This window comes from Streptomyces xylophagus (assembly GCF_000716435.1).
Taxonomy (GTDB): domain Bacteria; phylum Actinomycetota; class Actinomycetes; order Streptomycetales; family Streptomycetaceae; genus Streptomyces; species Streptomyces xylophagus.
Genome location: NZ_JNWO01000015.1, coordinates 209282 through 234123, shown reverse-complemented (window position 1 = coordinate 234123; position 24842 = coordinate 209282). Strand labels below are relative to the sequence as shown.

Annotated in this window: 20 protein-coding genes; 1 reads left to right on the top strand and 19 read right to left on the bottom strand. The window is 69.6% G+C overall.

Going from position 1 to position 24842, the window contains the following annotated elements; genetic code table 11:
* Positions 1-2: 2 nt before the first annotated feature.
* From OO70_RS52815 to OO70_RS56210, 6 genes are all read right to left on the bottom strand, one after another.
* Positions 3-2561, bottom strand: coding sequence for a type I polyketide synthase (locus OO70_RS52815; protein WP_158711535.1), 2559 nt, complete (start codon positions 2559-2561; stop codon positions 3-5).
* Complete coding sequence (locus tag OO70_RS30625) at positions 2554-5907, bottom strand: non-ribosomal peptide synthetase (RefSeq protein WP_043678187.1); 3354 nt, start codon at positions 5905-5907, stop codon at positions 2554-2556. Before OO70_RS30625 ends, OO70_RS52815 begins: the two co-directional genes overlap by 8 nt.
* A gap of 5 nt (positions 5908-5912) precedes the next feature.
* Complete coding sequence (locus OO70_RS30620) at positions 5913-7319, bottom strand: acyltransferase domain-containing protein (protein ID WP_043678185.1); 1407 nt, start codon at positions 7317-7319, stop codon at positions 5913-5915.
* The gene (locus OO70_RS30615) at positions 7316-7771 is read right to left on the bottom strand and encodes a phosphopantetheine-binding protein (protein WP_158711534.1); all 456 of its coding nucleotides are present in this window, start codon (positions 7769-7771) and stop codon (positions 7316-7318) included. The genes OO70_RS30620 and OO70_RS30615 overlap by 4 nt, the downstream gene beginning before the upstream one ends.
* 403 nt (positions 7772-8174) lie before the next feature.
* A complete protein-coding gene (locus OO70_RS30610) occupies positions 8175-8432 on the bottom strand; it encodes a phosphopantetheine-binding protein (RefSeq protein ID WP_043678181.1) in 258 nt (85 codons plus the stop codon).
* Positions 8429-8656 (bottom strand): MbtH family protein, encoded by a 228-nt coding sequence (locus tag OO70_RS56210; RefSeq protein ID WP_043678179.1) that lies wholly within the window; start codon positions 8654-8656, stop codon positions 8429-8431. The genes OO70_RS30610 and OO70_RS56210 overlap by 4 nt, the downstream gene beginning before the upstream one ends.
* A gap of 256 nt (positions 8657-8912) precedes the next feature.
* Between OO70_RS56210 and OO70_RS30600 the strand changes: the two genes are divergently transcribed.
* Positions 8913-9956, top strand: a complete 1044-nt coding sequence (locus OO70_RS30600) for a MupA/Atu3671 family FMN-dependent luciferase-like monooxygenase (RefSeq protein ID WP_043678177.1) — start codon at positions 8913-8915, stop codon at positions 9954-9956.
* 402 nt (positions 9957-10358) lie between these two features.
* Here OO70_RS30600 and OO70_RS30595 read toward each other — a convergent pair whose 3' ends face one another.
* The 13 genes from OO70_RS30595 to OO70_RS30535 form a co-directional block, all read right to left on the bottom strand.
* Complete coding sequence (locus OO70_RS30595) at positions 10359-11534, bottom strand: 2-oxo acid dehydrogenase subunit E2 (RefSeq protein ID WP_078651616.1); 1176 nt, start codon at positions 11532-11534, stop codon at positions 10359-10361.
* Complete coding sequence (locus OO70_RS30590; RefSeq protein ID WP_043678175.1) at positions 11527-12534, bottom strand: alpha-ketoacid dehydrogenase subunit beta; 1008 nt, start codon at positions 12532-12534, stop codon at positions 11527-11529. Before OO70_RS30590 ends, OO70_RS30595 begins: the two co-directional genes overlap by 8 nt.
* A 3-nt stretch (positions 12535-12537) precedes the next feature.
* The gene (locus OO70_RS30585) at positions 12538-13467 is read right to left on the bottom strand and encodes a thiamine pyrophosphate-dependent dehydrogenase E1 component subunit alpha (protein WP_043678173.1); all 930 of its coding nucleotides are present in this window, start codon (positions 13465-13467) and stop codon (positions 12538-12540) included.
* Positions 13468-13564: 97 nt separating this feature from the next.
* Positions 13565-14611, bottom strand: coding sequence for a C45 family autoproteolytic acyltransferase/hydolase (locus OO70_RS30580; protein ID WP_043678166.1), 1047 nt, complete (start codon positions 14609-14611; stop codon positions 13565-13567).
* On the bottom strand, positions 14608-15222 hold the full coding sequence (locus OO70_RS30575; protein ID WP_043678163.1) for a GNAT family N-acetyltransferase: 615 nt from the start codon (positions 15220-15222) through the stop codon (positions 14608-14610). The genes OO70_RS30580 and OO70_RS30575 overlap by 4 nt, the downstream gene beginning before the upstream one ends.
* A 1-nt stretch (position 15223) precedes the next feature.
* Positions 15224-15484, bottom strand: coding sequence for an acyl carrier protein (locus OO70_RS30570; protein ID WP_043678161.1), 261 nt, complete (start codon positions 15482-15484; stop codon positions 15224-15226).
* Entirely contained in the window at positions 15474-17012 is a 1539-nt protein-coding gene (locus tag OO70_RS30565) for an AMP-binding protein (protein WP_043678159.1), read from the bottom strand. Before OO70_RS30565 ends, OO70_RS30570 begins: the two co-directional genes overlap by 11 nt.
* Entirely contained in the window at positions 17009-19024 is a 2016-nt protein-coding gene (locus OO70_RS30560) for a class I tRNA ligase family protein (RefSeq protein ID WP_043678157.1), read from the bottom strand. The genes OO70_RS30565 and OO70_RS30560 overlap by 4 nt, the downstream gene beginning before the upstream one ends.
* Positions 19021-20097 carry an NAD(P)/FAD-dependent oxidoreductase gene (locus tag OO70_RS30555; protein WP_043678155.1) on the bottom strand — a complete coding sequence of 359 codons (1077 nt, stop codon included), beginning with the start codon at positions 20095-20097 and terminating at the stop codon, positions 19021-19023. Before OO70_RS30555 ends, OO70_RS30560 begins: the two co-directional genes overlap by 4 nt.
* Before the next feature lie 3 nt (positions 20098-20100).
* Entirely contained in the window at positions 20101-21396 is a 1296-nt protein-coding gene (locus OO70_RS30550; RefSeq protein ID WP_043678154.1) for a lysine N(6)-hydroxylase/L-ornithine N(5)-oxygenase family protein, read from the bottom strand.
* A gap of 110 nt (positions 21397-21506) precedes the next feature.
* Complete coding sequence (locus tag OO70_RS30545) at positions 21507-22742, bottom strand: acyl-CoA dehydrogenase family protein (protein WP_043678152.1); 1236 nt, start codon at positions 22740-22742, stop codon at positions 21507-21509.
* A 422-nt stretch (positions 22743-23164) separates the two neighbouring features.
* The gene (locus OO70_RS30540; RefSeq protein ID WP_043678150.1) at positions 23165-24082 is read right to left on the bottom strand and encodes a beta-ketoacyl-[acyl-carrier-protein] synthase family protein; all 918 of its coding nucleotides are present in this window, start codon (positions 24080-24082) and stop codon (positions 23165-23167) included.
* Between the two features lie 243 nt (positions 24083-24325).
* Positions 24326-24784, bottom strand: coding sequence for an acyl carrier protein (locus OO70_RS30535; protein ID WP_043678148.1), 459 nt, complete (start codon positions 24782-24784; stop codon positions 24326-24328).
* Positions 24785-24842: the final 58 nt, after the last annotated feature.

Below are 24842 nucleotides of genomic sequence, written 5' to 3'. Positions count from 1 at the left end.
TGTCAGCCGACCCGGGCCAGGTGCGCCGCCAGGCGGTCGATCGTCGGGTTCCTCAGCAGATCGATCGTCGGCAGGGGGACGCCGAGCTCCGTCCCGATCCGGCGAGCGAGCCGCACGGCGAGCATCGAGTCGTCGTCGATGTCGAAGATGCTCTGGTCGTAGCGGACGACCTCGGTACGCAGCACCTCGGTCCACAGCTTCGCCAGCAGCCGCTTCAGCTCCTCGCCGCGCGGCGGGCCGGCCGGGGCCGCCGGCGGCGCCTGGTCCGGTTCGTCCAGCCGCAGCCTGCTGCGATACAGCGGATGTGCCGGCAGCGGGACCCGGCGGGGCTCCTGGCCGGACCAGTGCGACCAGTCCACCGGCACACCCGCGGTCCACAGCCGGGCCGCGTCGTGGAGCAGCCGTGCCAGCGGCGACGACTCAGTGCCGCCGGCCGGGCCGAAGTCCCCCGGCAGCGGTTCGGCCGGGGTTCCGACGACGACCACCGTCGCCCCGTCCGCGGTCCGGCCCCCGAAGGCCTCGGCCAGCCGGCCGCCCTCCCACACGTCCCGAGTCCAGTGCAGCGGGTCGAGGGCTCGCGACTCCGGCAGCTCGCCGCCCACGACGGCCGACAGGATCGGGACGCGCGGGACCCGCGGCCGCACCTCCGGCGGGCCGTCGAGCAGCCCGGCCCGCCAGGACAGCAGGGCCAGCGCCTCGGTCTCGTCGAGGACCCCGCTGAAGCAGGCCGCGAGGACTTCACCGGCTCCGGCGCCGCCGACCGCGTCGGGCCGCGCGCCGGATTCGGCCCACAGCGTCGCGAGCACCAGTCCGGCGGTCACCCGCGCGGCCGGCGGACTCTGCGCGCCGATCAGGACGCTGTCGGTGGACCGCCGCGCGATGGCGGCCACGGCCGGCACCCGCTCGGCCAGCACCCGGAAATCCTCGACCGGGACCTCGCCGAACAGGAACGACACGGCCGGGGCGGTCACCGCCGTCGGCGCCGCCGCGGCCCCCGCGGCGATCGCCCGCAGTCCGGCCACGGCGGTGGCGTGGTCGTCCGCGACGACCGCGCGGCGATACGCGAACCCGCGCCGGCCGGCCCGCAGCGTGTAGTCGGCGCCGGCGAGGTCGGGGGCGTCCGGCCGCGCCAGCACGTCGGCCAGCCGGCCGGCCAGCTCGCGCAGCGCCCGGTCGCTCCTGGCGCTCACCGCGAGCAGCCGGGGACCGGCGTCCGGCGTCGGCCGCGCGGGCAGCGGGGGCGCCTCCTCCAGCACGACGTGCGCGTTGGTGCCGCCGATGGCGAACGAGCTGACCGCGGCCCGCCGCGGGGTCGGGCCCGGCTGCCATGCCATCGGCAGGGTATTGATGTGGAACGGACTGCCGGCCAGCTCGATCTCCGGGTTGGGCCGGGTGAAGGTCGGGTGGCCGGGGATCTCCCGGTGCCGCAGGGCCAGCACCGTCTTGATGAACCCGGTGATCCCGGCGGCGGCGGCCAGGTGCCCGACATTCGCCTTGACCGAGCCCAGCGCGCACTGCCCGGGCTGGGCGCCGCCGGCGACGAAGGCTTCGCTGAGAGCGGCGAACTCGATGGGGTCGCCCAGGGCGGTCGCGGTCCCGTGCGCCTCGACGTATGTGATGGTGTCGCTGTCCACCCCGGCGACCGCGTGCGCCTCGCTGATCACCGCCCGCTGCCCTTCGACGCTCGGGGCGGTGTAGCCGATCTTGTCGGACCCGTCGTTGTTGACCGCCGATCCCTTCAGCACGGCCAGGATCCGGTCGCCGTCCTCGATCGCCTCGGCCAGCCGCTTCAGGGCCACCAGGCCGACGCCGTCGCCGAACGTGGTGCCGTCGGCGTCCGCGTCGAAGGGACGGCACCGGCCGTCCGGGGAGAACATCATCCCCTCGCGGTACACATAGCCCGGATACGCGTTGGCGATCACCGAGACGCCGCCGGCCAGCGCGATGTCGCATTCCCCCGCGATCAGGCTCTGCGCGGCCACGTGCACCGCGACCAGCGAGGTCGAACAGGCGGTCTGCACGGCGACGCTCGGCCCCTTCAGGCCCAGCTTGTAGGAGATCCGCGTGGTCAGATAGTCCTTGTCGTTGGCGACCATGAGCTCGATGCCGTCGTAGGTCAGCAGGTCGCAGGACCGGGCGACGACGTTCGTCAGGTACGTGTTCATCGCCGCGCCGGCGAACACCCCGACCGCCTGACCGTCGGCCCCGCCGGAGTAGCCGATGGTGTCGAGCAGTTCCCACGCGACCTCCAGCATGATCCGCTGCTGGGGATCGATCAGCTTCGCCTCGCGCCGGGTATAGCCGAAGAACTCGGGGTCGAAGTCGAAGGCGTCGGGCAGGACGGCCGCTCGCCGGACGTAACGCGGATCGCGGAGTACCCGCTCGGGCACACCGGCCGCGAGGAGTTCGTCGTCGGTGCGGGTGGTCAGCAGCTCGTCGCCGGCCCGCAGCCGGCTCCAGAACGTGTCCACGTCGGGGGCGCCGGGAAACCGGCCGCACATCCCGATCACGGCCACGTCGTTCGGCTGGATCGTTACGTCGGTCTCGTCGGCGTCAGGCATTCTTCCCGCCCCGTTCCCGGGCCCGCAGGCGCGCGCCGCGGACCGTGTCGTCCGCCAGTCGGGGGCGTCGGCCCGACGTCCGATCCCGGTCGCGGCCCTCGCCTCCGCCGCCGACGGCGGGCGCGGCATCGGCCCGGCCAAGGCGCGCGGCCAGACTGGCCACGGTCGGATAGCGGAACAGCTCGGACCCCTTCAACGGCGGGTCTGCGGCGTCGCCGGCGAGCAGTTCGTGGACCTGAAGCAGCAGCACGGAGTTGCCGCCGAGATCGAAGAAGTTGTCGTCGCGGCCGATGTCCTGGCGCTGCAGCACCTGCTGCCAGACGGCCGTCACCCGGCGCTCGTGGTCGCTCGGTGCCCCGGCGACGCCGGTTCGAGCGGCCACGCTCGCGAACTGCGCGGCCAGTCGCGCGCGGTCGACCTTCTGACCGGCGTCGAGCGGGAACGCGTCGAGGAACCCGATCGCGGTGGGCACCATGGAATGCGGCAGCGTGGAACGCAACTCCGCTCTCAGGGCGCTCTCCGTCAAGTTCGACCCCGGCTCGGGAATCACGCAGGCGACGAGGCGGCTGTCGTCGACGCCCGCGCCGACGACCAACGCCGTCGACCTTCTGACACCGGGCACCTTGTCCAGCTGGGCTTCCACGCCTGCCAGCTCGACCCGGAACCCGTTGATCGTCACCTGGTTGTCGACACGTCCCAGGATTTCCAGGTGCCCCCGGGTGTTGACCCGCGCCAGATCGCCGGTGCGGTACAGCCGGCCCCGCGGCTCGAGCGGGCTGTCGAGGAAGCGCTCCTTCGTCAGCTGCGACTGGTTGACGTATCCCCGGCTGACGCACTGTCCGCCGAGGTGCAGTTCGCCGGTGAACTCCGGCGGCACGGGCTGCCCGTTCTCGTCGAGGACGTGGACCCGGGCGTTCGCCAGCGGGAGTCCGACCGGCACGCCGGTTCCCACGCAGTCTTCGGGCCGGACGGGCTGCGCGGTGGCCCAGACCGTGGTCTCGGCCGGGCCGTACACGTTCCACAGCGTCCCGCACCACTCGCGGACGGTCCGGGCGAGCGGCGCGGGCAGCGGCTCGCCACACGAGAAGACGTGCCTCAGCGCCAGACCCCGGGTCCCGGTCCGCCGGACCGCGGCGGACAGGCCATGCAGGGCGGAGGGGGTCTGGACCATGTGTGTGACCCGTTCCTCGACGAGCAGCGCGTGGAAGAGGTCGGGCGATCGGGCGGCCCCCGACGGCACGACGACCAGGCACGCCCCGGCCAGCAGGGGGCCCCACAGCGACAGATCGAAACCGGCCGGGTGGAAGAACGCCCCGACCGCGGTCTCGTCGATGACGACGTGTTCACGTATCGACTCCAGCAGCGTCAGGACATTGCCGTGCTCGACGTCGATCCCCGTGGGCGTCCCGGTCGAACCGGAGGTGTAGACGGTGTAGGCCACGTCGCCGGCTCGCGGCAGATCGCCGGGCTCGCCGGCCGGCGGCAGTTCGGCCTCCGGCATGACCAGGACCGGCACCACGGCACCGTCCAGCAGACCGGCCAGGTCCGGCTGGGTGAGCACCACGCGCGCTCCGCTGTCCTCGAGCACCGTCCGGCACCATGCCGCGGGATGGGACGGGTCCAGGACCACGTAGGCCGCCTGGGCCCGCTGGACCGCGACGATCGCGGTCACCGTGTCGAGGGAGGGCTCGAGCAGGAGGGCGACCCGGCTGCCCGGCCCGACACCCTCGGCCCGCAGCCGGGCCGTCCAGCGCCCGGCCAGCTCGTCGAGCTCGGCATACGTCAGCTGGTCGCCCTCGCAGCGCACTGCCGTTCGATGGGCGTGCTGCTCCGCGGCCTGCCGGAATCGGGCCGCCAGGCTGTCGTCCGGCGCGACGGACACCGGCACGGGGTGCCGGTCGGCGCCGTGCCCGGCCTCGGTCAGGATCGGCAGCTCCGCCACACCGCGGTCCGGGCCGGCGACCGCGGCCCGCAACAGCGTCGCGTAGTGCTCGGCGGCACGGCCGGCCGCGGCCGCGGAGAAGACGGACTTGCGGTACTTGAGCACTCCGACGAGCCGGTCGCCGTCGTGCACGACCTCGAGGGTGAGCTCGAACTGGTTGTCCTGCTTGGCCAGCGGGAACGGCGCCGCGGACAGTCCGGCCCAGGCGGCCGGGGACGCGCCCTCGTCGGCCACGTGAAGGGCGGCCTGCGCCGGATGCCGGCCGGACTTCTGGTAGATGAACATCGCCTGGAAGATCGGATTGCGGCCGTCCACCCGGCGCGGCGCCAGCTCGCTGACGAGCAGCTCGAACGGATAGTCCTGGTGCTCGAACGCCTCGGCGACGGTGCGGCGGGTCCGGCCGAGCTGCTCGCGGAACGAGACCGCGTCGCTCAGGTCTGCGCGCAGTACGACGGAGTTGACGAAGTTCCCGACGCATTCGGCCAGCGCCGGGTCGGTGCGCCCGGCGAACGGGCTCCCGACGAGCACGTCACGCCGGCCGGTGTAGCGGCCGACCAGGATCTGAAAGGCCGTCAGCAGTACCACGTAGGGCGTGACCGCTTCCGCCTTGGCCAGCGCGAACACGTCGGCGGCGAGGTCCGCGGGGATGGGGAACACGAGCTGATCGCCGCCGTCGGCGTCCGCCGGGTCCAGATCGAACCGGGGCCATTCGGCCGGCTCCAACCGACCGGACAGCTGGGAGTGCCAGTAGGCGCGGGCCCGGGCACCCCGATCGCCGGCGATCAGCTCACGCTGATACGTGACGAAGTCGCTGTACGGACTGTTGCGCCCCGACAGCCCCGCCGGGCGCCGTTCGACCTCGGCGGCGTAGAGCTGCTCGAGTTCGGCCAGCATGGTGCCGAGCGACCAGAAGTCGCACGCCACATGGTGGGCTGCCAGCAGAACGACCGCTTCTCCGGGCGCCACCCGGTATGCCTGCGCTCGAAGGGGAGACCCGGTCACGAGGGCGAACGGCTCGCGATAGGCGGCTCGCACCGCCTCCTGGAGTTCTCCGTCGGTCCACTGATGCGCGTCCAGCTCGGCGAAGTCGGGTTCGAGCCAGCCGTGGACGGTCTGACGGCCCGCGGGGCCGTCCCCGTCGTCGGCGCCCGCCCGGCTGAAGGTGGTGCGCAGCGACGCGTGCCGCCCGACGAGCGACTGCAGCGCGCGGTGGAACGCGGCGGAGTCGAATCCGCCGGTGAAGCGGGCGGTGAGGGCGACGTTGTAGGACGCGCTCTCCGGGTCCATCCGATGCAGCATCAACATCGAGCTCTGCGCGTACGAGAGCGGATGCTCGGTGTGTGCCTGCCCGGCCCGTGCCCGAAGCGCCGTCTCCAGCTTCTTCCGGAGGTCGTAGTCAGTCATGAGTGTCACTCCTCGGTCGATCCGACGGGGGTGGATGCGTCTGGGCCGGCCCACAGGGGCAGGAGGGCGTGCAATTGGTCCTCGGTCAGCGCGTCGAGCGAGGCCAAAAGCCGCTCCGCCTCCTCCGGCGAGATCTGGTCCGGCCCGCCCACCTCCTCACCGGTCCCCGCCCCGAGCTCGAGCCCGAAGACCTCGACCACCGGCCGGCCGGCGTCGTCGACGACCGAGACGTCGACCACCTCTCGCGCCGTCCCGCCCACCCGGTGCCGGACCACCGCGACCCCGGAGCCCGCAGTGCTCGCCGACTCGTGGATCACGACCCGCTCGATCCGGAACGGCAGCTCGGTGGACGGCGCCGGAGCAGGCCGGTCCACTCCCGGCCGATCACCGAACGTCCGCCCCGTCGCACGAAACGGCGCGTGGTACCTCACCCAGTCGACCGGAATCCCCGCCTCCTCCAACCGGGTCAGGTGCTCCAGGACCGTCACCGAATCCGGTGTCCGAGGCGAGAGCCCCGCCAGCCGGAGCTCACCCCCGTCGCTCTGCGCCCCGCCGGCCGTGGTCAGCGTCCGGCCGGGCCCCACCTCCAGGAAGACCGTGCAGCCGCCGTCCATCAGTGCCCGGACTCCCGCCATGAACCTGATCGGTGAGGTGAGCTGCCGGCCCCAGTACTCCGCGCCGAGCTCCCCGCCCGCGGCCCAACCCCCGGTGAGGTTCAGCGCCAGCGGCACGGCCGGGGTCCGGTGCCGGATCCGGCCCGCCGCCGCGACCAGCTCCGGGACGGCCGGGGCGACCAGCGTCGAGTGGAAGGCGTGGGTGGTCTCCAGTGGGATCGTCAGCCAGCCTCGTCGCTCGAACGCCGCCGTCAACTCCCCCATCGCCGTGTCGGTCCCCGAGACGACGATCCGCTCCGGGGCGTTGTACGCGGCCACCGACGCCGCGCCGCCGTGTGCCGCGACCAGGCGTTCCAGCTCCGCCGGGTCGGGAGCGCCCACGGCGACCATCCGGCCGGCGCCGGGCACGGCCGCGAAGGCCCGGCCGCGGGCGCCGACGAGTTCGAGCCCTTCCTCGACGCCGAACACCCCCGCCGCGCAGGCGGCCGCGTACTCGCCGAGACTGTGGCCGACCACCGCGTCCGGCCGCACCCCGCACGAGGTCCAGAACTCCGCCAACGCGACCTGCAGCAGGAAGACCGCGGGCTGGAGCAGCTCGGCCCGAGTCTGGGCGGCCGGGTCGGCGAACACGTCGAGCGGACCGACGCCGGTGAGGCGGCGGAACTGATCGGCGTGCCGGTCGATGGCCGCGCGGAACAACGGGTGCTCGCGATGGAGCTCGACGCCCATGCCGACGTACTCGGAGCTCTGCCCCGGAAACAGGAACCCGGTCCGCGGCCGGGTTCCGGCCGCCGTCACGAGGTCCCCCCGCGCCGCAGCGACGTCCCGCCGAGGGCGAGGAAGTCGTCGTCGAGACCCGCCTCCGGCAGGTCCAGGACATCGGCCACGATCTCGCACAGCTGCCGGCCCCGAGTGTCGGCCGGCGATGCGACGGCAGGCTCCGCGCCCGACGGCCCGGCACCGAACGGCTTGACGTCCGCTGGTTGATCGCTCGACGCCATCCACTCCGCCAACGCCCGGCGATCCAACGTGCCGTTCGCCGTGACCGGGGAGGCGTCGAGCAGCTCGACCCGGTCCGGCAGCATCGCCGACGGCAGCCGATCCCGCAGAAACTCCCGCACGCCGGCGGGGGTCGCCGCGTCCCCGCCGTCGTCCTCCAGCACGAGACACGCCACCGACTTCGCCTTCCGCGTGCCCTCGGCCTCGACGACCTCGATCGCGACGCGGCATGCGTCGGCGTCTCGCACCATCTGAAGGACTTCGCCGTTCCGCTCGAGGATCCAGGAGAAATACATCCGTCGCTGCGCAGACAATGCGGCGACCCTTCGGAAATGACCTCCGGTCGAGGGATCTCCGTCTGAATCCGACATGACCTGAACATTGTTGTACGACATTCCGGGCACGAAGGAACTCCAACCGATCTGTCACGTCTGGAAAAAAGTCAGCCACGTGAGCCCGCGACGGCATCCAACGGGCTGGAATGGGATGACGCCGATTTCCAGAAGAGAAAGGAATCGAACCCCGGCGGATCCACGCTCCGTCCCGAGGCCACGCGCAGTCGCATCAGCATCAGGAGGCTGAGACAGCGCCGTCGGTCAAGTCACGGCGGCGCCGCACCCGGGACACCTCCTGGACGCGACCGTCACGACATGGTCAGGACGCCTCGCCGACCAGTTCGGTCAGCACGTCGCTGAGGTCGCTGAGCAGCGGGTTCTTGAGGATGACGCCCGTGATCCGGGATATTCCGAGCTCCTGGCGGAGGGCCTGGCCGAGGCGGACGGCGATGATGGAGTTGCCGCCGACGGCCAGGAAGTCGTCGCCGACGCCGATGTCCGGATTCCCCAGAAGCTCCCGCACCTTGCCGACCACCAGCTCGTCCATGGGGTTACGGAACCCGCTGTCGACCGTCACCTGACCACCTCTCGTACTTCATCGGTCAGCTCTCGCAGGCCGGCAGGCCGCATGTCCGACCAGTGTGCGGACACGTATTCAAGGCAGTTCGCCCGTGTGTCCGCGTCGTGCGCGACCGACCAGCCGGCGGGCACGGCATGGGACGCCGGCCACAGCGAGTACTGCTCCTCGCCGTTGACCAGGACCAGATGAACGCCTTCCTCGTCTTCGAAAGGATTGGCCACGGCTCTCCTGTGTGAACGAAACCTGATGTGACGAAACCTGATTTCCCGAAGGACGTGTCCAATCGTGCGCTTGTCTCGCCGGCGAGACAACACTCCGTCGGCCGTTTCCCACCGCGGTCCGCGGTGAGTGTGTCCGCGAAGAACCAGGGTGCTATGAATCGGGAGCGGGCGCATTTACTGACCGCCGTTCGCCACCCACCCCCGACTCCGAATCCGAATCCGTATCCGTATCCGTATCCGCTGAGGAGAACGCACCATGGATCTCAGCCTCTTCTATTTCGCCAACGACAGCGGAGGCGCCGAGGCCGACCGGTACCGGTTGTTGCTCGAAGGCGCCCGCTTCGCCGACGAGAACGGCTTGGCGGCGGTGTGGACCCCGGAACGCCATTTCCACCCCTTCGGTGGGACCTATCCGAACCCCTCGGTGACCAGTGCGGCGATCGCCGCGACGACGGAGCGTGTCAAGATCCGGGCGGGCAGCGTCGTGGCACCGTTGCACCACGCGCTGCGGATCGCCGAGGAGTGGTCCGTGGTGGACAACATCTCCCGGGGCCGAGTCGGGGTGTCCTTCGCCTCCGGCTGGCACGCCGTCGACTTCGCCCTGAATCCTGCCGCCTACCCGAACCGCCGGACGGAGATGTACGAGCGGATCGAGCAGGTGCGTGCCCTGTGGCGCGGCGAGGCGATCGAGGTCACCGACGGCGCGGGGAACCTGGTGAAGGTGCGGTCGTTCCCGCCGCCGGTCCAGGCCGACCTGCCGATCTGGGTCGCCAGTGTCGGCGACGTCGAGACCTTCCGGAGCGCCGGCCGGATCGGCGCCGGGCTCCTCACCCACCTGCTCGGCCAGAGTCCCGAACAGCTGGCGCACAACATCGCCGAGTATCGGAAGGCCGCGGCCGACGCCGGCTGGCCGGGCCATGTCGCGGTGATGGTGCACACGTACCTCGGCGAGGACACCGACAGGGTCCGAGAGCTGGTCCGGCCGTCGCTGAGCGACTACATGCGCAGCTCACTCGGGCTCATCCTGACGTCGGACCTCAGCGCCGGAGACCTGGAGCCGGACGAGATCGACATGCTCGTCGAGCGGGCCTTCGAGCACTACTTCGACAACGTCGGCCTGCTCGGCTCGGTCGACAAGGGCGAGCAGGTCGTGGCGCGGCTCGCGGAGCTCGGCGTGGACGAGATCGCGTGTCTCATCGACTTCGGACTGCCGACGAACGAGGTCATGACCGGCTTGACCTATCTCAAGCGACTGCAGGACGCGTGCGGCACCGACGCGCCCGACCAGCCCACGATCTGACCCTGACCCTTCCCATGCCGCCGCGATCCCCCGGCCGGGGTGCGGATCCACCGTGCCCGCACCGGGGCCGCCCCGCCGAAGTACCGGCCCGTTTCCGGGGCGCGGCTGTATCACCTGACAGTGGTCCGTTGTTATCTCGTGACGTACGCAACGGACAAGGCTCCCGTGCCGTTGAGGGAGGTTTTCGACCTCTCAACTCACTGGCACAGGAGCCCTGTTGGTTTCCTGTCCCGCCGCACTCGACCATACGCCGCATCGGATCCGCTCTTCCGACGCATGAGCGGCACACTGCCCAACCGCAGCGGCACGCACCGAGCTCCGCGAGATCATCAAGGCAACGCGATCGCCGAACGCCTCATCGGCTCAGTCCGCAGGGAGGTCACCGGCTTCGTCGTCCTCCCGTCAGCCCGCGAGCCGGGCGATGGCGTCGGCGGTCTCCAGGTCCTGCTTCACCTCGGTGAGGAAGCGGACCGCGTCGCGGCCGTTGAGATAGCGGTGGTCGTAGGTGGCCGCGACCGTGGTGACCGGCCGGGCGAACGGCATACCGTCCTCGGTCAGCGCGACTTCGCTCCGCTCGGCGCACAAGGTCACGACACAGGTGCGGCCCGGATGGACGATCGGCGCGGCCAGGATGATGTCCGGATCGTTGTGCAGCGAGAGGGTGATGCCCTCGTCGGCGAACGCGTCCTCGCGGAAGTTCTGCCGCAGGGCGCTGACCCGGAAGTCCATGAGGTCGTCGGCCAGGTCGGCGATCGGACGGCGGGCGGCGTCCTTGAGCACCGGGATGAACAGCCCGGTCCCGACGTCGACGGTGACCCCGACGTTGGCGGCCGACGCGAGGGTGAGGGTGTGGTCCGCACCGGGCGTGGCGAAGAACAGCGGGAAGTCGGCGTGGCGAGCGGCAATGGCCTTGACCAGGAGCTCGACCAGGCCGTACGGGGCGCCGCCGCGGGTGGCGCGGAACGCTGTCAGGTCGACCGCGATCGCGGCGAAGGCGGCCGGGATGGTGCGGTGCGCTTCGCTGACGACGGCGGCCACCGCGCGCTGGCGCGGACTGAGGGTGACGACGACGGCGTCCGCGGACGCCCCGGCCGCCCCAGCCGCCACGGACGCCGCCCCCTGGTCCATGAACCCCTGGTCGATGAGCCGCTGGACGTCGGAGGCCTTCACCACCCGCTTGCCGAGCGTGCGCAGTTGCTCGGTCCGGATGCCGTGATCCTTGGCGAGGGTGCGCGCGGCGTCGCTGAGGATCGGGTCCGGGCCGCCATCGTGGTCCTCGCCCTCGCCCTCACCCTCGGGTGCGGTGGTCACGACGGGGGCCGCCAGGTAGTCGTCCCGTTCCTGGCGGCTGTCGAACAGCAGCCCCACGGGCCGTCCGAACTCGCAGTGCGCTCCGGCCTCGACGAGCCGGTGGAGGACGCCGTCCGCGTCCGCGACGAGTTCCTCCAGGGCCTTGGCAGTCTCGACCTCGGCGATGACCGCGTCCGCGGACACCGCGGCGCCGTCGTCGACCGTCCAGCCGACCAGGACGCAGCCCTCGTCGTTGTTGTTGAACTTCGGCAGCAGCAGTTCACGCATGCAACGCCTCCCAGATGGCGCGGTGGATGTCGGAAGCTTGGGGGAGCACGGTCTGTTCCAGGTGTGCGGCGGTCGGGATCACCTCGGCCTCGGCGCTGCACAGCACGACCGGGCGCCGCAGCCGGCCCCACAGCCGCTCATAGACGCGCGCGGCGACCTCCGCGCCCCACGTTCCGCCGGCGGCGGAGTCCTCGACCAGGCACACGACCTCGGCGCCGGCCAGAGCGGGCAGCAGCGGCTCCACGTCGAATGGGTACAACCGGGTCGGAACGATCACCTCGCAGGTGATCTCGTGCTCGGCGAACAGCGTCCCGGCCGCCGCCAGCGCCCGCCGGGCCACGCCGCCGGGCACGATGATCACGCAGTCGGCCGCGTCGTCGCCGTCCGACGACCGCAGCCGTGCCGGGCCGCCGGCTCCGAACGGGAAATCGGCGACGAACGGCCCGTCCGTCCCCGGCTCGTGCATCGGCTGCGTGTAGAGCACCTTGTCCTCGAACAGGACGGCCGGCTCACCGTCGGCGAGCAGGCCGGCCAGCAGCGCCGTACTGTCGTGGAACGGCGAGATCTCGTGCACCGACAGGTGCGGCACGCCGATGAAGTGCTTCTGCAGGCTCTGGCTGTGGGTCGGGCCGTACCCGCGCCGCCCGCCGGTGGGACAGCGCACGATCACCGGGACCTCGACGCGGCGGCCGTACATCGCGACCGATTTGGCCGCGAAGTTCACGATCTGGTCGAAGGCCAGGGTGGCGAAGTCGCCGAACATGATCTCGACGATGGCGCGCCCGCCGGACAGCGCCAGCCCGTTGGCCACCCCCACCAGCGACTGCTCGCTGATGGGCGTGCTCAGGACCCGGTCGGGGTAGCCCGACGACAGCCCTTTGGTGATCTTGAAGGCGCCGCCGTACGGATCGGCGACGTCCTCCCCCAGCAGGAACAGGTCGGGGTCTGCGGCGAAGGCCGCGTGCAGGGCCCGGTTCAGGTTCTCGGCGACACGCTCCACGGCTCAGCTCCTCTCCCACACCGAGGCCGGACGGGCCAGGACCCGGTCCACGGCCTCGGCGATCCGCGTCCGCTGCTCGTCCTCGACCTTGGCGAACAGGTCGGGGTCCAGGCGCCGACAGGCGTCGTGCCAGTCGTGCTCCCGCTCGGCGGCGACCTCGGCGGCGGAGCGTGTGTCGTCGCCCTTGCTGTGCGGGCCGAGGCGATGGGTCGCGAACTCCACGACCGCCGGCCCGCCGCCGGTGCGCGTCCGTTCGACCACCGGTGCCAGGCGCGCGCGGATCGCGGCGACGTCGCTGCCGGTCACGGGCACATGGGCGATTCCGAACGCCGCGGCCCGCCCGGCGATGTCGCCGGCCATGGCTCGCGCGGTCGGCGTGGTCTGCGCGATGCCGTTGTTCTCCACGACCACCAGCAGCGGCAGCCGCCACAGCGCGGCCAGGTTCAACGCCTCGTAGACGGCGCCCTCGCCCCAGGTGCCGTCGCCGATGTAGGCCACGGCGATCCCGGACCGGCCGGTCCGCTGGAACCACAAGGCCGTGCCCACGGCCACCGGCAGGCTCTCGCCCTGCACCCCGGTGGACAGGTAGGTGCCCCGGAAGATGTGCTGGCTGCCGCCGACGCCCGCACAGACAGCGCCCTCACGGCCGGTCATCTCGGCCAGCAGGCCCTCGGGGTCGTCGAAGCGGGCCAGGTAGTGTCCGTGGCCGCGGTGGTTGCTGAACACGAAGTCGTCCGGGGCCAGCAGCGGCCCCAGGGCCACCGGCACGTACTCCTGGCCGAGGCAGGTGTGCGTGGTGCCGTTCAGCAGCCCGCGCGCGAACAGGTCCAGGACGGCCTGCTCGAAGTGCCTGATCATCAGCAGGCTGGAGAGGTCGTCGACGTCGATCCCGGCATCGATCCCAGCGACGCTGATGGCAGTACCTTCTTTCATGACAGGTTCCCTTCCGGAAACGCCTCGTCGAGCACGTTCATGTTCCCGCCCGTCGGAGTTCGAAAAGATCAAGATGCGTTCGCACAGCGGCCGCGGATCACGTGAAGGTGAACTCCCCCGTGACAGATGTGGCGGGATCACCCGGCCTGATGTACAGCCGGCCGCTCCCCGGCAATGCGACGGCGGCGGCGACGGTGCGCTCGTACCGGATGTCACCGGTTCCGACAACGCGGATGGGAGGGGCCGAGAGCAGAGCGAAATGCTCCTCCACCCCTGCGGCCGGTGCCATCGCGGCGAGACCGGCGCGGCACGCCTCCAGCCTTCGGCGTGAGGAGTTCCGCGCGAAGACGTTGATCTCGTCGAAGGGTTCGAACTCGGGGTGGAGGAAGTGGTTGGTGTGCTCGGCCTGTTGGGCTTCGAGGCACCGGAACCGGCCGTCCAGAGCCTCCACCCAGACCGCTTTGCCCGCGTCGCAGAGCATGAACGACCGTGAGCTGGCCAGCGGGAGACCGCGGAGGCACTCGACCGCCTCGTCGACGGTGGCAGCGGAGTCCAGCACGTGGCGAATGGCCAGGTACGGCGGGACTCCGGGTTTCCAGTCGCCTCCGAGGACCAGGTTGAGGCCCACGGCCAGGCCGTCGCTGTTGACCCCGAGATAGCCGAGCAGGCCCGCGAAACTGAGCACCAGCGCCCGGCGCGGGGAACCTGTGAGTCGGACGTCGAGGACGCTGATCTGATCGTCCAGGTCGCCGTTGAGGTCCACCGTCTGGGCCAGGACCGGATGGGAACCGGCCTTGGCGTAGGTGGTGCAGTCGCCTCGCGCCGGGATCTTCCGGTAGCCCAGGATCTCCCGGCGCAGTTGCAGCAGCAGCGCCTGGTCACGGTGGATTCCGATCCCGTCGGCGAGTCCGGTGATCTCCTCGGCCAGCCGTGGCAGCTCTGCGGTGATCACCTTGTCGAACGCGGACAGCACCGGTTCGAGCCCGGCCGTCGTGACAGGTTCGTCCAGCAGCAGGTTGAGGCGGCAGAGCGAGTCGTCGACGAAGCCGCGCAGCGGACCGGCGAGAGCTGCCCCGTGCTGTCGGCCGACCTCATAGGGATCGCCGCAGAGACGCAGATGGGTGACGCCCGCTCCGCCGGTCACACCGCCATGCCCTGACGGGTCACCTTCGCGTTGGTGGCCAGCTCGTCCTTGAGCCACGACCACTCACCGCGCAACACGCTGTAGTAGACGGCGTCCCGGCGCCTGCCGCCCGGCATCGGGTTGAAGCTGCGAAGGACGCCCTCCTCCAGGGCGCCGATGTTGCGCAGGCCCTGTCGGGCCTGCGCGTTGAGCTGGTCCGTCTTGAACTCCACGCGCTCGGCGCCCAGGTTCTCGAAGGCGTGCTCGAGCAGGAGGTACTTTGCCCAGCGGTTGATGCCGCGGCCCTGGAAGTCGACGCCCAGCCAGGACCAGCCGATCTCCAGGCGCGCGTCCGCCTCGGAGAGGTTGCCGAAGCTCATGCTCCCCGCGCATCGCCCCGTCGTCTTGTCGGTGATGTGGAAGACCACACGCCTGCCTGCCGCGTGGTCGGCGACCATGCCCTGGAAGAAGGCTTCGAAGTCCTCCTCCGTCTCGACCAGGCTCACGAAGTAGCGCCAGATCACCGGGTCCATCGCGATGTCGTGGATCGACTCGCGGTCCTCGGGACTGATCGGACGCAGCCTCACGTGGTCGTTCTCCAGTGTGGCCGCGGCCAGCTCTGCCCAACTCACTCTAAGAAGCCTTTCCGGCGTAGCGTGACAATGTGTCGACAACATCGTGGAGCGTGCGCATCTCTGCGACGTCGCGCTCGGTCAGATACGCGAGGTCGACCGCGAGATCCTCGCAGAGCCGAGTCAGGAACAGGACCTTCTGCAACGAGGTCAAGCCGTAGTCGGTCAGCTCGAGTTCAAGTTCGATCTCGTGCGGGTCCGCGGCCGGCTGGATCGCGGCCGACAGGTTTTCCCGCGCGATGGTCTCGACGTCACTGGGCATGAATACCGTCCTGGTTGTTCGTGATCTCCGACTGGAAGGCAGCGAAAATGGCCTGTCGTTTCGGCTTGAACTGCGAGGTGAGCATTCCGTTGGCGATACTGGGCCGCGGGCTCGCGACCACGACCTTGCGAATCTGTTCATCACGGCCGAACGAGGCGTTGGTGCGGGCCAGTTGTTCGGCGATCGCATCGAGGTCGGCCGTGTCGGAGGACGGCGAGACCACCGCCACCAGGGACGTCTGCGCGGGGCAGAACACCACACACTCCTCGATCGCCGGACTCGTCCGCATGTGCTCCTCGATGGGCCGGACGATCACCTTCTTGCCGTTCCCCAGCACGATGACGTCGTCGGCGCGCCCCTGGATGAACAGGAAGCCGTCCTCGTCCACGTAACCGAGGTCGCCGGTGCGCACCACCCCGTCCGCGACGAACAGCCGCTCGGAGTCACCGGGCTCGGCGAACTCGTAGCGCTGGTTCACCGGATGCTCGCTTCGTACCAGGAGCACGCCGTCCTCGTCGAACAGCACCTCCTTCCCCCGCAGCACCCTCCCCACGCTGCCCTCCCTGTGGGCGCCAGGATGGTTCTTGCTGACGATGCACGTCTCGTTCAGCCCGTAGCCCTCGTAGATGGGAAGGCCCGCGTCGGTGAGGTAGTGCAGCACCTCCCTGTCCGCCGGCGCCGATCCCGTCCACAGGTAGCGGATCCGATCGCCGAACAGCCGCCGCGCGGCCGCGCGGCGAGCCGCCTCCGGCGCGATGCCGTCCGCGCGAGCGGCATCCTGGCTGATCTGCTGCCTGGCGGCCTCGAAGAACGCCGGTACGCCCATCACCACAGTCGGCCGGGCCGTTCCCAGTGCGGCGAAGGCCGCCTCGTACGTGGTGACCGTCGCGTCGTGGCCGAAGCAGAGGGCGGAGTAGAGCCAGTACCGCTGCTGCAGCAGCGACAGCGGAAGGAAGACGAAGAGGTTGTCGTCGCCCCGGTGCTCGAAGATCTCCTGCACGGCCTGCATCGACGCGTCGATACTGCCGACCGTGGCCCCGAGTCCCTTCGGCGCACCGGTGCTGCCGGAGGTGAACTTGATCGTCGTCACCTCCTCGGGCCCGTACACGACGGGTCCGGGCGGCTCCGGCCATGTCTGCCTCGCGGCCTCGGCGACATCGGTGAAAGGTCGGACAGCCGCCGGCACGTCCGCCGGCACGTCCTGGTCGGTGAACAGAACCGTGAGCCCGTAGCGTGCCACCAGCTCTCCGGCATCGGTGAACTTGCCTGGCTCGAAACCAGCGACCACCACCTTGAGCCGCAGCGCGGCAAGGTCCAGCAGAACCCATTCCAGGCTGTTGGCCGCCAGGATTCCGATGCGGTCCCCCGACTCGACGCCGAGGCTCCGAAGGTAGGCGGCGACATGACCTGACTGCTCGTACAGTTCGGTCAGGTCCAGCGTCCTGAGACTGCCGAGCCGGATGAAGGAGATCCGGTGGCCGGGAGCCGGCGGCCCCGCCACCACGCGGTTGATCACGGAGTCCGTCATCCCGTGGCTCCCTCGGCGAGTGACCAGTCCGAGGGCAGGGCCTCGAAGTAGGACTGTTTTTCGAGGTCGATCCGGGTGCCGGGCGCGACCAGCTCGACCTGGGAAGGCCAGGACGAGAGGTCGGTCGTCCCCAGCGCCTGGGCGAGTCGGGCGGCGAATCGAGGCATGATCGGCGTGGCCGCGCGGGCCAGCAGTTGTGCCGCGGCCAGTTCCAGCGCGATGGCCGTTCGGGCCTCGTCCTTCCAACCGGCGATCAGCGCGGTCCGTGCCTCTGCTTCGGCGAACCGCCGGGTGTCGACTACGATCCCGTCCAATTCGGCGGCCGCACGGTTCAGCGAGAATCCGTCCTGCCCGAAGCTGTCGGCGACAGCGGCGAGCCGTATCCCCAGGCGGTTGAGGAACGCCGTGTGCTCGGGAGTCCAGACACCGGCGTCGGGGGCGATCCCGCCGTACTGCCCGGCAACCCGTGCGCCCAGGTCGTTCAGCCAACCCTGCCAGCCGTCCACCAGGACCCGCTGAACGGTCTCCGTGTATGCCTCGAGTGCGAAGTTCGTCCGTCGCCGCTCCGGACGCGTGAGCGACAGGTAGTAGCGCACCGCGTCCACGGTCTCCGGTCGCAGGATCTGTTTGCCCCAGATGGCATGACGTCTGCTGGTGGAGAACTTGCCGTCCTCCAACAGGTAGAACTCGTTGACGTGGTAATCGATGTCGGGATTCCACTGCGGGTACGCCAACCGGTAGAGAGCCGGGTAGAGCACGGCATGGTAGAAGCTGTTGTCGTAGCCGAAGAAGTGGACGAACTTCCAGTCCTGCTCGGGAGTCACGGCTTGCCAGTCACGGCCCAGACGCCCGCCGAGGGCCTCGATGCCGTGGAGAAAGCCGTAGGACATCTCGGGCCAGACCCAGATCACCTGCCCGTCCACTGTCGTGTCCGCGGGCGCGACGCCCCAGTCCGAAGGGTGGGTCACGGGTATGTCGAGCCTGGTACGCGCGAACACCCGGTCCGCCAGTTCGCGGAGTCGGGCCGGGACCCGGCCGAGACGGTGGTGATCGGCGACCTCGCTGCCGAACTCGTGGAGGGGCAGGACGAAGCGTGGGACAGGTCGCTGCTTCGGCGGCGCCTCCGACCGGCTGCTGCGCGGGTCGACCAGGTCGACGCAGACGTTCGGTTCGCCGCACTCTTCGCAGATGTTGCCGCTGGTGCCGCCTCCGCATCCGGGACAGCCGCCCGAGACGTCCACCTCGTAGAGGTAGGCGTCCGTCTCGTCGTCCACCAGGGCAGCCGTCTGCTGGACGGTAACCGCCCCCGAGTCGACCAGCTTCGAGAAGTATGTACGGAGACCGTCCCGGTAGTTGGGGTCCTCGTTGGTCGCTGTGTACTGGTCGACCTCGATGTCCATCAGGCGGAGCGTCGCGGCGATCTCGGCACTGTAGTGCTCGGCGGTACGCGCCGGTTCGCGCTCCTCACGGCGGGCGCGGTCGACCACGTAGCTCTGGAAGTCGTCGCTCCCGGTGAGGTGCCATACCTCAGTGCCCCGCATGCGTTGGAACCGGACGTAGGCGTCAGCTCCCAGGTAGGGACCGGACAGGTGGCCGAGGTGGAGGTCGCCGTTCGGAGTGGGCGGGGTCGAGAAGACGAAGACCGGCCTCTCGTGGAACCGGCGGCGCGTACCGCCTGCCGCCGCGGCCTGGGCGGCGCGCGCCGGGTCGCGCCAGTACAGGTCGAAGAAGACCAGGTCGACGTCTCCGTCGTTCTCGACGACGTGTGTCTCGAAGGGCTCGAACTGGCACACCGTTCCCGGCTCCACCCGGATACGCCGACCGTCGAAAGCCACCCATCCCGTTCCGGCGACGACGACGAACATCTCGATCTCGTCGTGCTGGTGTGGATCGGAGATGACACCCGGAGCGACCCGGCCCCAGCCGGCTCCGGCACTCATCTTCTCCACGGAGCTCATCTCGATGCCGAATGCCTGGTGCAGTTCCTCAGCGGAGAAGACGCTCACGTTCATTGCTGGCCCCCTTGGTCGGAAACGTTCTCAACGGCTCTACGGAGCAGGTGCGCTGTCTCTGCGGCGATGGCGGGTGCGAGCCTGTAGCCGGAGCCGTTGGCGGCACCCGCGAACACCAGTCGGCCCTCCTCGTCCAGAGCGCGTACCAGCGGCTCCCGATCCGCGCTGTACGCATCGCAGAACACCCTTCCGCTGCGGGCGGAGTCGGCCAGGCGGGGGGCGCGGCTGATCAGCACCTCGCGGGCCTCGGCCAGGTCCGACGGGGAGACGCTGCCGGTGAGCCGGTCGGGGTCGACGTCCCAGACCTGACTGGTGTAGCTGAAGAGCCAGCGCCGCTGCTCGTGAAGCGGGAGCAGGAACGCGTCCTCGTCATGGAAGACGACGACTCCGTCCTCGGCCGCCGGCGGCTGTTCGATGTGCAGCGCGACGACCTTCTTCACCCTGGCGCCCAGGGGGGTGAGCCGTTCCCGCCAGGCCGGTGCGGCCAGCCACGGGCCGGGTGCGAGCACGACCGAGTCGGCTGTGACGCGCTCTCCTGTGCTGAACCCGAGTGCGTACCCGCTCCCGACCCGGTCCAGGGAATCGACGCAGACCCCTTCCCTGAAACTCGTCCGCGGCCGCAGAGACCGGGCCAACGCTCGGGTCAACGCCCCGACATCGGCGTACTGGCAGCCCTCGCCCGTCCAAGCCGCCGTCTCCTCGGAAAGTGGTGGCAGCCAGTCCGGCAACGCGTCCACGCGGGACAGGCCGGCCTCGTCAAGATAGGCCGTCTCCACCTGGTCCACAGCCGCACGGTCGGACACCACCAGCAGGGGAACCGGATGAATGGGCAACGCCGGATCAGCGTCGAGCAGGGCCCTGTAGTAGGCCTGGCTGTAGCCGGTCATACGGCGTACCCGCTCCGTCGCGCCACGAGGGAAGTGCAGACCGGCCGACCGGCGACTGGCTCCGGACCCGACGGCATCCTGTTCGAGCACCAACACGGAGGCGTGCGGAGCCCGTAGCACCAGTTCCCGCGCGATCGCACACCCGATGATTCCGCCACCAACGACCGCGAAGTCGACATGTGTCATGGCTCATCCCACGCTCTCGTCGGGGCTGAGCTTCGCCGACCATTCGATGAACGATGGAACCGTGTCGTTGCTGCGCACACATCGAACGCGGTCGATGATCCGCTGGCTCCGCCAGGCAAGCAGGCTGAGGTTCTTGTCCGCCAGTCCGCGCTGTCCCAGAGCCGCGTTCTGGAGGAAGATGCTTCGGTTCGAAGGGCCGTCCCACATCACGGCGAAATCACTGTCGATGCGGTACTCGTCGCCCTCACGCTCGAGTCGGTTCGCGATCGGCGCGAGGAAATCGGGCGCGGCGGTGCGGAACCCGGTCGCCCAGACCACCACGTCGGCGTCGACCTGCCCGAGGACCGCCGGATGGTTGCTGTTGGACAGCTTCAACGACCACGCGTTGTCGGAGGCGGAGACCGCGATCACGTTCCGGTTCGGGTACAGCGAGACAAGGTCGGTGTCGCCTTGGATGAACCGCTCGGCATAGATGCGCTGATAGATCTCGCGGAGTGTGCCCTCGGAGATGCCGTCACTGGTGAGAACGTGCTCCCGGTTGAACGATTCGCGCGTCCCCTGGTCCAGCCTGGCGAAGTAGTCCGAGTAGCCGGGCATGTAGAAGTCGTTGGTGAAGGGCGAGTCGTCCATGGGGTAGAAGTTGCGGCGGCGTGACACCCACGAGACCCGGCGCGGTCGCTCACCGGACGGACGCGAGATGAGGTCGAGGAACGCCTCGGCGCCCGACTGGCCTCCGCCGACCACGCAGACCCTCTTCCCCGCCAAGTCGCGGCTGAGAGGCACGAATTCGCTGACGTGGAACTGAGTGAGGCCGAGGTGGTCACGGGCTTCCGCCGGCACCCAGGCATTGCTGCCGATGCCGATGGACACGTTGTTCGCCGTGACGGTGCGCCGGTTGGTGCGCAGGACGAATACGCCGTCGAAGTCGACGGAGACGACCTCCTCTCCGAACACCACGTTCTGGTTGCGCCGGCTGGCCCATTCCAGGTAGTTACGGAACTCCTGCCGCGGCACCGCGCTGAACTGAGCATTGATGAAGTGGTAGATCCGCCCTTTGTCCTTCAGGTAGGACAGGAAAGAAAAGGGACTGGTCGGGTCCGACAGACTCACCAGATCCTTGAAGATGGACACCTGAAGGGTCGCATCGGAGATCTGCTGTCCATCATGCCAACTGAACACTTCACGTTTCTCGAGGAAGAGGTTCGGCAGCCCCGGACTGCCGTGCAGAAGAGAGGCAAGACTCAGATTCGCAGGGCCGACGCCTATGCCGACACACTCGTAATGCTGTTCGTCACTCATGCTTCTCCCGTGTATGCGTCGGCTTGTCTTTCCGCACCCGGCAGCCAGGGCGAGCCAAGATGCACGGGGACGGATCTGCCCGCGTCATTGATGCGACAGGAGAGGACAAGTCAGCGTTCCACTCGACTTGCGCTGCTTCCGGATGCGGCTCGGGATCGGCCCACGAGCGGCCGTCGCCCCAGCGCGTCAGCGATGATCAGCTTCTGGACCTCGGACGCTCCCTCGTAGATCCTCAGGGACCTGACCTGCCGGTACAAGCGCTCGGGGACGCTGTCGGCGACCAGGCCGGCAGCCCCGTGGACCTGGACGGCAGCGTCGACGATCTCCTGTGCGGCCTCGGTGGCGGCCACCTTGGCGATACTCGAGTGCTTCGCGTAGCCGGGATTCCCGTGGTCGAGCTCCCAGGCAGCCCGCGCGACCAACAGCGCGGAAGCGTTGAGCTTCACCTCCATGTCGGCGAGCGCACCCTTCACAAGCTGAAGATCCATCAGCCTGCCGCCGTGGATCCGCCGCTCACGGGCCTGCTGGACCGCCGAGTCGACAGCGCGCCGCGCAAACCCCACCGCGGCCGCCCCCACCGTCATCCGGAATCGCTCCAGCAGGTCCGTCGCGACCACGAACCCCTGTCCGGGGCGTCCGAGCACGCTCGATTCGGGGACCAGGCAGTCTTCGAAGGCCAGGTGTCCGAACGAACGCGGGGCAATCAACGGCACCTCCTCCAGCACCCGGACTCCGGGCGTGCGCGCCGGCACCAGAAATGCCGTGAGCCCCAGCGCACCGGGTCCCCCGCCCGTCCGGGCGATCACGCAGTGCACATCCGCGATGCCGGCATTGGCGATCCAGGCCTTGCGGCCGTTCAACAGATAGCCGTCGGACACGAGGTCGGCAGTCAGACCGACCGCTGATATGTCGGAGCCGGCCTCCTTCTCCGAGATCGCGAACGATCCCGCCGTCTCGCCCGACGCCATTCGCGGCAGATACTCCAACTGCTGCTCACTGTTTCCGTATTGGACGATCGGAGTCGCCGACAGCGCTTGGATGGAAAAGGCGAAGTCCGCCAGATCGTCGGCGTACGCGAGGATCTCCCTGGCCAGACAGATCGAGCGGTGGTCACCGGCGGCGGACCCGTTCGCGGGATCGAGGAATCCCAGCCATCCGGCGGAGCCGAGCGCGCTCAGGATCTCCCTGCCGGCCTTCTCCGGGGTCTGCTCCAGAGGACGTGACCACAGGTCGGCGTGACCGGCACACCACTCGGCGAGTTCCACGGCCAACGTGCGGTGCTGCTCCTCGTAGAACGGCAACGCCAGGATGTCCTCATCGAGACCGCTGAACAGCGCGTAAGTCATGTCGCCCTTTCAATTCCGCAGGTCGGCATCGGCCGAGACGGCCGCGAACCCGGCGGCACCTTGATCAGGCGATGCGCGATAAAACTTACGCGGCCGAGGCGCGGCCCCGCCAGATTCGCCGCCCTCTCCTCCTCCCGTCAGAAGACGACGATGGTCGTGGATTCACGGGCATGACAGACGGCGAAATCGTGGATCACCGGGCGCATTTTCACTTCGCCGATGTCGGTTGATCACCGCGTGCCGGGAATTCGGCAAGAAGGCACGGAACCCGATGATCGACTGGTGCCGGATACCGTACGACCGCAGAATCCGCGCTCCGCCTGCCGTTTTCGCCGTGAGCCTGCCGCGACGTGTCGGCCGACGCCTGTCTCGCCAGCGAGACAACGCCCCCGCCGACCATTCCGATAACGCCGGTCCGAGTGCTAATGCGGCTGCTTGCGGAGCAGAACCCCGTACCGTACTCCTGGAACCGAGGCGGCCAACAGATAGTGGCCGTTGTCGCGAAGCCGACCGGCTGCCGCGAGGTCCGTCAGGTTGATGATCGGGTCAGCGGCGAAGCAGTGGCCCACCCGTGCGATGTTGTCTGTGTACAACTGCGCTGCGGCAAATCCCGCCTGAAGCTCTTTCATGACGATGATGGCTTCGAAGATATTGGTGTGCATGAGGATGTCGACCTGGTCGATTCCCATGGACGCACGTTTCATCAGCTGCATGTTCACGCGGCGGGAGAGGTCCGGACTGATCTGGTTCGACCAGTCCAGGTCCTTCATCTCGTGCGCCGCGGCACTTGCGACGATCTCGTACTCCCCGTCAGTGTCCGACACCAGCACACCGGCCGCGCCATCGCTGAACAGGGCGAACTTGCCCAGTCTTTCCGCCTCGACAGTGACTCGATCGGTGGTGACGACCAGGACCCGCCGATGGATTCCGGCAGCTACGAAGGCCTCGGCGACTCGCAGACCCGCCAGCAGGTTCGTGCATCGGTCGAGCGTGATGCCGAGGAAGTCGGTCTCACGCGTTCCCAACCCCTCCGAGATGGTCCGCACGAAACTGCCGTGGCTGTCCGGCCCCCCAGGAAAACTGGTGCAGCACAGCACCAGTGCGTCGACGGAGGCGGGGTCTACGCCGGCGGCGCGGAGAGTCGCCCTGCCCGCCTCGACCGCCAGGTCCTCCAGCGACTTGTGGCTCCGGTGCACATGGCCCCAGCCCCAGAGCTCCGGGGCATACGGCACCCCCAGTTCACCGGCCCGCGCCTCCAGATCCGGAGTCTCCGTATGGTGCGACGCGCTCTCCCCCAGCACGTACTGCGGTCCGCTCAGGAAGACAGAGGAGGAACTCATCGAGGCTCCACAACGGGATGTGTATGGGGTCGGTCAAGCCACGGCGGCGGCCGGCTCGGCCTCGGGTTCGGCACCCGCCGCCGATTCGTCCGACCGGGCCTCCTCGATCAGACCGACGAGCCGAGTTCACCGGCGGCCCGCAGCGCGTGTCACCGATCATGGGATTCGTCAGTAGAGCCTTGATCGCCGCACAGGTCGTCGGTCGGCACGAACGATGGACGGACCGTGTCGGGGAAGCCGAGCTCAGTCCGCGGGCGTTGTCTCGGATCCGGGTCCGAGACCGGCCGCCAAGCGCTCCATCCCCGCGTCGTCCAGGCCGTCGAGGGTCGCCAGCAGTTGCGCGGCCGCCTCCGGAGAGGCGTCGTCGAGGTCTGCCCCGGCGGGTCCGCCGGCAACCGGTCCGGCAGCGAACGCGGCGACAGACCCGCCGTCCGCCCGCACCCGCGCCGTCAGGCCGTCCAGGGTGAGGTCCAGCAGTTCGCCTGCCGGGACGTCCACACCGAGGTCGGTCCGCAGCCGGCTCCACAGCTCGATGGCCGCGAGCGAGTCGAACCCGAGCGAGACCAACGGGACGTCGCGGCTGAACGGGCTGGTCAGTCGCGCCCGGATCAGCCCGTCGAGATAGCCGCGGACGGCCAGGAGGCCGTCGCCGTTGCCGATCGTCACCTGCCCGCCGCCTCTCCGCCGCGACTCATCGGCCATCTCCCTGATCCTCGAACTGGGTTCGCCATGTCTCTCCTGTGCAAGCAATCCGACACTC